At 38.9% G+C, this 11,705-nt stretch carries 11 protein-coding genes; all 11 read left to right on the forward strand.

Annotated elements, in window-relative coordinates:
• Positions 1-158: 158 nt before the first annotated feature.
• Positions 159-1,634, forward strand: coding sequence for a UDP-N-acetylmuramoyl-L-alanyl-D-glutamate--2,6-diaminopimelate ligase (locus tag C6Y02_RS05345; protein WP_066031763.1), 1,476 nt, complete (start codon positions 159-161; stop codon positions 1,632-1,634).
• A gap of 135 nt (positions 1,635-1,769) precedes the next feature.
• A complete protein-coding gene (gene mraY / locus C6Y02_RS05350) occupies positions 1,770-2,744 on the forward strand; it encodes a phospho-N-acetylmuramoyl-pentapeptide-transferase (protein ID WP_003211854.1) in 975 nt (324 codons plus the stop codon).
• Between the two features lie 9 nt (positions 2,745-2,753).
• On the forward strand, positions 2,754-4,100 hold the full coding sequence (gene murD, locus C6Y02_RS05355; RefSeq protein ID WP_411266003.1) for a UDP-N-acetylmuramoyl-L-alanine--D-glutamate ligase: 1,347 nt from the start codon (positions 2,754-2,756) through the stop codon (positions 4,098-4,100).
• A gap of 59 nt (positions 4,101-4,159) precedes the next feature.
• Entirely contained in the window at positions 4,160-5,260 is a 1,101-nt protein-coding gene (gene spoVE / locus C6Y02_RS05360; protein WP_003212197.1) for a stage V sporulation protein E, read from the forward strand.
• Between the two features lie 197 nt (positions 5,261-5,457).
• On the forward strand, positions 5,458-6,552 hold the full coding sequence (gene murG / locus C6Y02_RS05365) for an undecaprenyldiphospho-muramoylpentapeptide beta-N-acetylglucosaminyltransferase (protein WP_106030805.1): 1,095 nt from the start codon (positions 5,458-5,460) through the stop codon (positions 6,550-6,552).
• 31 nt (positions 6,553-6,583) lie between these two features.
• A complete protein-coding gene (gene murB, locus C6Y02_RS05370) occupies positions 6,584-7,495 on the forward strand; it encodes a UDP-N-acetylmuramate dehydrogenase (protein WP_034662552.1) in 912 nt (303 codons plus the stop codon).
• Between the two features lie 127 nt (positions 7,496-7,622).
• Positions 7,623-8,402, forward strand: coding sequence for a cell division protein FtsQ/DivIB (locus C6Y02_RS05375; protein ID WP_060596191.1), 780 nt, complete (start codon positions 7,623-7,625; stop codon positions 8,400-8,402).
• On the forward strand, positions 8,399-9,088 hold the full coding sequence (locus tag C6Y02_RS05380) for a DUF881 domain-containing protein (RefSeq protein WP_106030806.1): 690 nt from the start codon (positions 8,399-8,401) through the stop codon (positions 9,086-9,088). The genes C6Y02_RS05375 and C6Y02_RS05380 overlap by 4 nt, the downstream gene beginning before the upstream one ends.
• Before the next feature lie 20 nt (positions 9,089-9,108).
• Positions 9,109-9,834, forward strand: coding sequence for a DUF881 domain-containing protein (locus tag C6Y02_RS05385; RefSeq protein WP_106030807.1), 726 nt, complete (start codon positions 9,109-9,111; stop codon positions 9,832-9,834).
• Complete coding sequence (locus tag C6Y02_RS05390; RefSeq protein ID WP_003210988.1) at positions 9,834-10,202, forward strand: small basic family protein; 369 nt, start codon at positions 9,834-9,836, stop codon at positions 10,200-10,202. Before C6Y02_RS05385 ends, C6Y02_RS05390 begins: the two co-directional genes overlap by 1 nt.
• A gap of 159 nt (positions 10,203-10,361) precedes the next feature.
• The gene (ftsA, locus tag C6Y02_RS05395) at positions 10,362-11,684 is read left to right on the forward strand and encodes a cell division protein FtsA (RefSeq protein WP_106030808.1); all 1,323 of its coding nucleotides are present in this window, start codon (positions 10,362-10,364) and stop codon (positions 11,682-11,684) included.
• The last annotated feature ends 21 nt before the right edge of the window (positions 11,685-11,705 follow it).

The following is an 11,705-nucleotide window of genomic DNA, read 5'->3' on the forward strand; positions in this document are numbered from 1 at the left end:
GAGAAGAACCGTTTGAAAAAAAGAGTCCAAAGTGTGTTTTTTCCAACAGAAACTTAAGGAATACGCTGGATGTATCCTTTTTTTTACGATAAAATATAGACTGTGTGTTTTTTTCACAAGACATGCACGTGAACGAATTTGAGAGGTTTGATATGAAAATGAAATTACAAGAACTGCTTACATACTTTAAAAGTGAAAACAACGAATTGATAAACGAAAATCCTGATATCACTTCCATTGAAATGGATTCAAGAGAGGTGAAAAAGGGAAGCCTTTTTGTCTGTATAAAAGGCTATACAGTAGATGGACACGATTATGCTGAAAAAGCGGTGAAAAGCGGGGCTGCAGCAATTGTAGCGGAACACCCTCTTAACATAACAGATGTACCAGTCATTATTGTGAAACACTCTCAAAGAGCACTTGCAAGAATAGCTGATGCGTTTTATGGACAGCCAACTCATAAGCTGAATCTCATCGGGATCACAGGCACAAACGGAAAAACCTCAACAACACACATGATCGAACAAATGATGAGAAAAGCCGAGAAGAAAACAGGCTTAATCGGTACGATGTATATGAAGGTGAATGATGACATTCTCGACGTGAAAAACACCACACCTGAAAGTGTCACACTTCAGAAAACGTTTAAACAGATGCTTGATCAAGATGTAGATACAGCCATTATGGAAGTATCATCACATGCACTCCATCTTGGCAGGGTGCATGGATGTGATTATGATATTGCTGTTTTCACAAACCTTACACAGGATCATCTTGACTACCACAACACAATGGAAGAATATAAACACGCGAAAAGCTTGCTATTTTCTCAGCTCGGAAGCGCCTTTCATCACAATAAACCCAAGCATGCGATTTTAAATGCAGATGATGAGGCTTCGAGTTATTTTGAAAAAGTCACAGCTGCTGAAGTCATGACGTATGCCTTAGAGCAAAAAGCAGATGTCATGGCAAAGAATATTCAAATCATGCCGAAGGGAACTCAATTTGATTTGGTCACTCCAATTGGCACCAAGAATGTGACGGTTGCCCTCGTCGGAAAGTTCAATGTGTATAATATCCTGGCAGCTGTATCAGTCGGGATCGTATCTGGCTTAACGTTTGAGTCGATCGTTAGTGCGATTGAAGAGTTGGAGGGAGTCAAAGGCAGATTTGAACTTGTAAACTGCGATCAAGATTTCCCTGTCATTGTCGATTACGCGCATACACCTGACAGTTTAGAAAATGTCCTCACAACGTGTAGAGAATTAACAGAGGGCAAAATTTTCTGTGTGATTGGCTGCGGCGGCGACCGTGATAAAACAAAGCGTCCTCAAATGGCCCAAATCGCTGTGAAATATGCAGATGAACCTGTATTTACATCAGACAACCCAAGAAGCGAAGATCCTTCAGCCATTTTAAAAGATATGGAAAATGGGGTGCCAGACGCGTATTATCATAGCTTTGTGAATCGGAAACAAGCCATCTTCTTTGCCATTGCCAATGCGAAAAAAGGCGATACAGTCTTAATAGCGGGTAAAGGCCATGAGACATATCAAATCATTGGCGATCAAGTCTATGACTTTGATGATGCAAAGGTTGCAGTTGACGCTATTTTAGATCTAAACAAATCTTAAAATGATGAAAAGAGTGTAATGAAATGAAGCATTTTGTACAAAAACAACATACGAAGAACGCGAATGAATACCATAATAATGAATGCAATTTTCTGATGGAAAACGGCTTTGGAAATTCGGAAGGAGTAAAGAACGATGCTTGAACAGGTGATATTGTTTACAATCATAATGGGATTTTTAATCAGTGTTCTTTTATCCCCGATTTTTATACCGTTTTTAAGAAGACTTAAATTTGGTCAAAGTATTAGAGAAGAAGGCCCGCAGTCTCACCAAAAGAAATCTGGTACTCCGACAATGGGCGGAATTATGATTATCTTTTCTATCACCATTACAACGATTGTGATGATCAACAAATTCTCTGAGATTAGTCCAGAAATGTTTTTACTGTTATTTGTCACACTTGGTTACGGCCTATTAGGATTTTTAGATGATTATATTAAAGTAGCGATGAAACGAAATCTTGGATTAACATCGAAACAGAAATTAATCGGTCAAATTGTGATCGCAGTGATCTTTTATGCAGTTTTCCATTATTATCAGTTTGCAACGACGATTCGCATTCCAGGAACAGACGTCAGCTTTGATTTAGGATGGGCTTACTTTATCCTTGTCGTTTTCATGCTTGTCGGAGGTTCTAATGCCGTGAACTTAACGGATGGACTGGATGGTCTCTTATCTGGAACCGCTGCTATTGCTTTCGGAGCTTTTGCCATACTGGCTTGGAATCAATCCCAGTATGATGTAGCGATCTTTTCAGTAGCTGTTGCAGGAGCCGTCCTTGGTTTCCTTGTGTTTAACGCACATCCTGCAAAAGTATTTATGGGTGATACAGGTTCTCTAGCATTAGGCGGAGCCATTGTAGCAATTGCGATTTTAACGAAGCTTGAAATTTTACTTGTCATTATTGGTGGAGTATTTGTTGTTGAGACGCTATCCGTTATTCTTCAAGTGATCTCCTTTAAAACAACCGGCAAAAGAATCTTTAAGATGAGTCCGCTTCACCACCACTATGAGTTAGTTGGCTGGTCAGAGTGGAGAGTAGTTGTCACCTTCTGGACAGCTGGTTTATTACTTGCTGTTTTAGGAATTTACATCGAGGTGTGGTTATAATTGAATAAGATGCAAATGTTAAAAAACGAACATGTACTAGTATTAGGTCTTGCAAAAAGCGGATATGCGGCAGCTTCAATTCTTCATGAACATGGAGTAAATGTGACGGTAAATGATCAAAAACCGTTTGAAGAAAACGAACCTGCTCAGCTACTTTCTGAAAAGGGGATTGATGTCGTTTGTGGCAGTCATCCTCTTCGTATATTCGAAGATAAAGAAATTACGATTTTAATTAAAAATCCAGGAATTCCATATGAAAATGTGATGGTTCAAGAAGCGCTTCGCCGCCAAATTCCAGTTTGGACGGAAATAGAATTAGCGTATCATTTAACCTCATCCTCTTTTATTGGGATTACTGGATCGAATGGAAAAACCACTACCACGACTTTGATTTATGAAATGCTGAAAAAAGACAGCCAAAAAACATTAGTGGCGGGTAATATTGGAACAGTTGCCAGCGAAGTCGCTGCAAATGCAGTTGGCGATGAGTGGATCGTAACGGAACTCTCTTCTTTTCAGTTAATGGGAACAGTTGAGTTTAGACCTAAAATCAGCTTAATATTAAATATTTTTGATGCACATTTAGACTATCACCACACTCGTGATGAGTATGAAAAAGCAAAGCAGAAAGTATTCGCACATCAACATGAAGATGATATCGCTGTAATTAACCTAGATGATCCATCGGTCGTAAAACTGGCAGAAGGTTCAAAAGCAAAAAAAGTGTTTTTCTCAGTGAAAGAGCCAGTAGAACATGGTGCGTTTATTCAACATGGTGCAATTTATTACATGAATGAACATATCATTGATGTAAAGGATGTTGTCCTTCCTGGTGAGCATAACCAAGAAAACATTCTGGCAGCTATTTGTGTTGTGAAAAATGCAGGCTGCTCAAATGAAGCAATCGTACACGTTCTCACGACATTTAGTGGAGTGAAGCATCGTCTGCAGTTTGTAGATACAATTCAAAGTCGGAAATTTTATAACGATAGTAAAGCAACCAATATTTTGGCAACAAGTAAAGCATTGTCAGCCTTCGAACAACCGACCATTTTATTAGCAGGTGGACTTGATCGCGGCAATGAATTTGATGAATTGAAACCTTTCATGAAAAATGTAAAAGGAATTATCACATTTGGTGAGACTGCACCTAAGTTTGTGAAGCTTGGTGAAGAGCTTGGAATACATCACGTAAAACATGTCGATAATGTTGAACAAGCAGTACCTGCGGCGTTTAACATATCTGAAGAAGAAGACGTGATTTTATTATCTCCGGCTTGTGCAAGCTGGGATCAACATAAAACATTTGAAGAACGTGGAGACATGTTTGTAAACGCCGTGCATATGCTTAAATAAGGGCTTGTCTCTCATATGACTGACAGCCCAAATGAAATTATGCTTGGGGTGTCGGTCTCTTGACGAATAAGAAAACTTCTCCGGATTTTTTGCTTGTTGTCATTACGTTACTTTTATTGACGATTGGTTTAATTATGGTGTACAGCGCTAGTGCTGTGTGGGCATCGTATAAATTTGATGATTCGTTTTATTTTGCAAAAAGACAGCTTTTGTTTGCCGGAATCGGAGTTATCGCAATGTTTTTCATTATGCGAGTCGATTATTGGACGTGGCGGACTTGGTCAAAGATATTGATTGCTGTTTGTTTTCTCCTTTTGCTGCTTGTACTCATTCCTGGTATCGGTATGGAGAGAAATGGATCAAGAAGCTGGATCGGTGTCGGTGCGTTTAGTATTCAGCCCTCTGAATTTATGAAGCTTGCGATGATTGCGTTTCTTGCAAAATTCTTATCTGAAAAACAAAAAAATATCACATCCTTTCGCAAAGGTTTTGCCCCAGCTTTAGGCATTGTATTTTCTGCATTTGCCATCATTATGCTTCAGCCGGATCTGGGAACAGGAACGGTGATGGTTGGAACCTGTATTATTATGATATTTGTTTCAGGTGCGAGAATTGCTCACTTTATATTTCTCGGTCTTATAGGACTCAGCGGGTTTGCTGCACTTGTCTTATCAGCACCCTACCGAATAAAACGAATTACATCGTACTTAAATCCTTGGGAAGATCCGCTAGGCAGTGGGTTTCAAATTATTCAATCCTTATACGCTGTTGGTCCAGGTGGTCTGTTCGGAATGGGACTTGGTCAAAGTAGACAAAAATTCTTCTATTTACCTGAGCCCCAAACGGACTTCATCTTTGCGATATTGTCTGAAGAGCTTGGCTTTATAGGGGGATCACTCATTTTACTCCTCTTTAGTGTTCTATTATGGAGAGGCATACGAATAGCACTTGGAGCCCCAGATTTATATGGAAGTTTCCTGGCAGTTGGTATTATTTCAATGGTTGCCATTCAAGTAATGATTAACATCGCAGTTGTCACTGGACTTATTCCTGTGACAGGTATCACGCTCCCATTCCTTAGTTATGGCGGCTCATCACTGACATTAATGCTGATGGCGATTGGCGTACTTTTGAATGTAAGCAGGTACGCAAGATATTAACGTGCTGAAGCTCATGAAACCATGTTGACGTTTATTTTGCAAAAGTACAAAAAAATGATTTGAAGAGTGAAAATGACAGTTTTTGTTTCGAAAACGTGTTTTTTGACTCTTCTTTACAGGTTTTAACGGAGCCCTGTTGTTTAAAACAGGGTTTATACTTTGTTCAGAGCAGAAAAAAATTGAGGGGAAATGGTATAATGCGTATAGTAATCAGTGGAGGCGGAACAGGCGGACATATTTATCCGGCCTTAGCCTTTATTAAAGAAGTGAAAAGACTGCATCCTGATGTGGAATTTTTATATATCGGTACTGAAAATGGACTTGAAAAGAAAATTGTAGAAAGAGAAAATATCCCTTTCAAGGCGATAGAAATTTCAGGTTTTAAACGAAAGCTTTCCTTTGATAACGTCAAAACGGTGATGAGATTTTTGAAAGGCGTTCAAAAAAGCAAATCTTACTTAAAAGAATTCAAACCTGATGCGGTCATTGGAACAGGCGGTTATGTGTGTGGGCCTGTGGTTTATGCGGCTTCTAAGCTGAAGATCCCGACTATTATACACGAACAAAACAGCCTGCCTGGTATTACAAATAAGTTCCTAGCGAGATATGTTAATAAAGTAGCCATCTGCTTTGACGAAGCAAAGGCACATTTTCCTTCTGAAAAGGTTGTATTTACGGGAAACCCTAGAGCCTCTGAAGTCGTCTCTATAAAAGAGGGGAAATCTCTTAAAGAATTTGGGCTCGATGAACAGAAAAAAACGGTTCTTATTTTCGGCGGGAGCCGAGGTGCTGCTCCTATCAATAGAGCAGTGATCGAAATCCAAGATGATTTAAAGGCTAAAAACTACCAGCTTTTATATATCACAGGTGAGGTTCATTATGAAAAAGTGTTGAATGAGCTAAAGGAAAAAGGTGCAGCACCTAATATGATCACAAAACCTTTCTTGCATCAAATGCCGGAGTACCTGAAATCGATCGATGTGATTGTTGCAAGAGCGGGAGCTACAACAATTGCTGAAGTAACGGCTCTTGGAATCCCAACCATTTTTATTCCGAGCCCATACGTGACGGCAAATCATCAGGAAATCAATGCAAGATCACTTGAAAAACATGATGCTGCGATTGTTTTAAGAGAATCAGAGCTTTCAGGGGATCGTCTGCTGCATGCAATTGATGAAATTGCCGGTAATGAAGAAAAACTCAACCAAATGAGCCGTTTAACGAAAGAACTCGGAGTACCAGATGCGGCTGCACGTTTATATAATGTGTTAAAAGATATTACGACTACATGATGGAATGATATTAGGTAAGGCGGAGGGTAATATGGAGAACTTGAAGAATGAATTATTAGAAGCGCAAGTTGGTAAAGTACTTGAAAATGAGCCGCTTGCTAATCATACAACAATGAAAATAGGCGGACCAGCAGATCTTTTGATCATCCCAAAAGATATCGATGCAGTTAAAACGATCATGGATCAGGTGAAAAAACACCATACGAATTGGACGGTCATTGGAAGAGGATCGAATTTACTTGTACTTGATAAGGGAATTCGTGGAGTTGTTCTCAAGCTAGGTGCTGGACTGGATCACCTAACTGTAAATGATGAAGAAATTACAGTTGGCGGCGGCTATTCTGTCGTAAGGCTCGCGACATCTCTTAGTAAGCAGGGTCTTTCAGGGTTGGAATTCGCAGCTGGTATTCCAGGGTCTATTGGAGGCGCTGTTTATATGAACGCAGGTGCACATGGATCTGATATCAGTAAGATTCTTGTGAAAGCTAGAATCTTATTTGAAGATGGAAGCATCGAGTGGCTCACAAATGAACAGATGAATTTCAGCTATCGAACATCAGTCCTTCAAAAGGAACGACCTGGCATTGTTCTCGAAGCCGTGTTTAAGCTCAAACAGGATGATCGCGAAAAAATCACAAAGAAAATGCAGCAAAATAAAGATTATCGTAAAGAAACCCAGCCTTATAACCGGCCATGTGCTGGCAGTATTTTTCGAAATCCGCTGCCTGAATATGCAGGACAGCTTGTAGAAAAAGCGAATTTAAAAGGATACCAAATCGGCGGAGCTAGAATTTCTGATATGCACGGCAACTTTATAGTCAACGCTGGTGGAGCTACTGCTCAAGACGTGCTGGACTTAATTCAGTACATCCAAAAGAAAATTAAAGAAGACTACAACGTAGATATGCATACAGAGGTAGAAATTATCGGTGAAGAAAATTAACAGCTAGTTTTTATGAATGATGGCATCACAGGAAAACAAACGGCATGAAAGAATGCCGTTTGTTTTCTCATCAAAATGATGACCCAAAGGTGTGGACAAGTAGCTTTGAATGAGGTGAAGAGTATATATGCGGCCTGATCATGAAAATGAAAAGATCGTCAATATAGAAGAGCGAATTCCTAAAATTAAAGAACAAAGGAAGCAAAAAGCGAATCGTAGACTGATCTCTTTTATACTACTGTTTTTTATCATGGTTTTAATTATTATTTATTTGCAAACACCAATCAGCAAAATTTCTTCTTTAACCATCACAGGTAACGAGCATGTCTCTACAAAACAGCTTGTTAAACTTTCACAAATTAAAGAAGGCGAAACAGAGTTTTGGAATTTAAATAAAGATATAACAGCAGATCATATTAAACAAAATAAACTGATTAAAAGCGTTAGGATCAAAAAGCATTTCCCAAATAAGGTCAGTATTGCTGTCAAAGAATATGCAAATATTGCGTATCTTCAAAAGGGAAATCTATATTATGAGCTTCTTGAAAATGGGACCGCTTTACCAGAAGAAGTTACACCGAGTCATGCAGGACCTATTTTTGTCGATTGGGACAACAAGGAGAAGCTGAAGCAAACCGTTAGATCTTTAAATCAGCTGCCAGCCTCTATTCAGGAACTCATCTCAGAAGTATATTATGTGCCGACAAATTCAAACCAGTGGCTAGTTAAATTTTATATGAATGACGGAAACACTGTGATTGCATCAATTAAAACATTCGGTGATAAAATGAAAACCTATCCAGCCATTGTAAAAGAACTTTCGTCTTCTGAAAAAGGCACAATCCATATGGAAGTCGCTACGTATTTTGAAGCGTTTAAATCTAAGAAAAAGGAAGATGAGCGTTGAGAGGCAAAACAGTTATATTCTCAATTGTCATGCTTGTTCTTGGTTTTCTGATTTCTTTTTCATACCAATATACAAAGCAGCATCAGGCAGATGTCATTCGAACAGAGCAATGGAAAAAAGAATACTCTCTGAAAAGTCAGCTCACAAAGCAAGAAAAGGCGAATCAGAAACTCGAAAAAGAATTATATAGTCTTCAATCAAAGGTTCAAGCGACAGAGTCCAATTTGAAAAATGAAAAAGAGCAGTATTTTAATGTACTGGAAGATGTTGAGAAATACAGAATGTTTACAGGAGAGATTGGTGTAAAAGGAAAAGGGGTCAAAGTATCTCTTGAAGATGCATCTTATATCCCGAGTGGACAAAATGTCAATAATTACATTGTGCATGAGAGCCACATTTTTCATGTGATAAACGAACTATTTATATCAGGGGCTTCTGCTGTATCTATTAATGGGCAAAGAATCACACACCAATCATACATACATTGTAATGGTCCAGTTGTCACTGTTGATGGTGTTCAGCATCCAGCACCATTTGTCATTTCTGGTATTGGAGATCCGGCTGTGTTAATACCTGCTTTAAATATTGCAGAAGGAGTGGTCGATCAGCTGACAAGTGATCACATTTCAATGACGATTGAGAAAACGGATATTCGTATGAACCCTCTTTTAAGAAACAAAGATTAAAAGTGAAAAGGTGAGTGGTGTTGAGGAAAAAGAAGCCTTTACTTAGTTTAACAGCTTTAATGATCATATTTGGCATCATGGTCTCCATCCAGTTTAATTCTTTACAAAAGCCCAAAGTTCGTGATACTCGTGATGTTTGGGAACTGAGAGAGGATTTATCTGCATCTAAAAGTAAGGAATTGGATTTGCTCAGAGAAATTGATAAATACGACGAGATGCTAAAAAAATATGGTCATCAAGGAGATCAATCAAAAGAAGCACAATTAACAAAAACGTTAAAAGATTTAAAAGAAAAGGCTGGTTTTACAGAAGTGGAAGGGGAGGGGATTGAAATTGAAATTTCTCAGCTTTTTTCAAAGGACCTTACCGGAGAAGAAGTGAAAAATATCCCGCCTGATCTTCTGAAAAAGTTAATTAATGAAGCCAATATGTTTGGGGCAAAACATATTTCCATCAATGATCGCCGTGTAATTAATACAAGTGTGATTCGAGATATTAATGGCACGACAAAAATAGATGGTTACAGCTTAGATAGTGATGAAGTCAACATTAAAATGATTAGTGAGCAGGCCGACAAATTATACAGCCGTTTAAATGTATCAGATATTGGTGATTTGTTTGCTCAGGAAAACTTCAGCTTGAGTATGAGCCAGCCGAAGAAAAAAATCCATTTAAAAGCATATGACGGTGCAATTCAAGTAAACGAATTGAAGCCTCTTGAAGATGTAAAGGAGGGAAAATCTTAATGTGGCTTCCTGTACTTGGCTTAATCATAGGAGTTGCGATCGGTTTCTTAACAAATTTTACGATACCGAATGAGTATTCTAACTATCTTTCCCTCGCTGTACTTGCTGCGCTTGATACATTGATTGGTGGAATCCGAGCACATCTGCAAGGGGCATACGATGAACTAGTGTTTGTATCAGGCTTCTTCTTTAATATTATACTCGCAATAAGTTTAGCTTTTCTGGGCGTCCATCTTGGTGTAGACTTGTACTTAGTCGGAATGTTTGCATTCGGCGTTAGATTGTTTCAAAATATAGCAGTTATCAGAAGAATTCTACTAACAAAATGGACAATTTCAAGAGAAAAAAAGAAAAAAAGTGAGTCATAAAAAAGGATATACATATGATGTAACGAATATTTTCAGTAATCCTAATAAAAAATGTTGATTTTTTAAGTTTTGTTACACACTTGTAAAAACACATTCATTGTATTGTTGTTCAGCAAATAATAGAATAGAAAGTATTGATATGTGAGGAGGTGCCATAGAATGAACAACAATGAAATTTACGTCAGCCTTGACATCGGTACATCCAATATAAAAGTCATCGTCGGAGAAATGGCGGATGATTCGCTTAACATTATAGGTGTTGGAAATGTCCCTTCAGAGGGGTTAAAAAAAGGATCGATTGTTGATATAGATGAGACAGTTCATTCTATTAGACAAGCATTTGAACAGGCTGAGAGAATGGTAGGATTTCCTTTACAAAAGGCGATTGTCGGAATTAACGGAAACCACATTCATATTCAGAATACGAGCGGCGTGGTCGCAGTATCTAGTGAAAACAAAGAAATACATGCTGAAGATGTGAGACGTGTCTTAGATGCAGCACAAGTAGTATCTATTCCTCAAGAACATCTCGTCGTAGACGTGATTCCGAGACAATTTATCGTCGACGGAAGAGATGAGATCACAGATCCGAAAAAAATGCTTGGTGTTCGGCTAGAGGTGGAAGGATCGTTAATTACAGGTTCTAAAACGATTCTACATAACTGGCTCCGATGTGTAGAAAGAGCTGGAATTGAAATTATGGATATTTGCTTGCAGCCAATCGCATCGGGCTCAGCAGCATTATCGAAAGATGAAAAAAATCTCGGGGTAGCTCTTGTCGATATTGGCGGCGGATCTACAACGATTTCCGTATTTGAAAACGGGCATCTCTATTCTACTCACAGTATCCCTTTGGGCGGAGAGAACATTACAAAAGATTTGTCTATAGGACTTAGAACTTCCACTGAAGAAGCTGAACGAATCAAAAAACAATTTGGGCATGCGTTTTATGATGAGGCATCGACTGAGGAGACATTTGAAGTTTCTGTGATCGGTACCGATCAAAAACAAACGTATACACAACTTGATGCGGCTAACATTATTGAAGCGCGGCTGGAGGAAATCCTGCTCTTTGTGGCAGAGGAATTAAGAAATATGGGTGTCCATGATTTGCCTGGTGGATTCGTTCTAACAGGTGGACAGGCAGCCATACCAGGTATCCTTTCTCTTGCACAAACGGTCTTGCAAAACAATGTCAGGATTGCAAGTCCGAATTATATCGGGGTGAGAGAGCCTCAATATATGACAGGAGTGGGTCTGATCCACTTTGCTTATCGCAATGCAAAGATTCAGGGCAGACAGGTTGGATTCCAAATGCCAGATGAGGCGTTTCATGAAATAGGCGCATCCATGGAGCCGGTTTCTTCTGCACCACAAGTGAAAGAAGCGCAGCCAAGACCGAAAGTAAAACAAAAAGCACAACAAGAGACAAATAAAAAACCGGGCAAAATGAAAAAACTATTTAATATGTTCTGGGAATAGAATTAGATTTTCGACGGATTA

This window comes from Bacillus sp. NMCC4, from assembly GCF_002998555.1.
In the GTDB taxonomy this organism is placed as follows: Bacteria; Bacillota; Bacilli; order Bacillales; family Bacillaceae; genus Bacillus.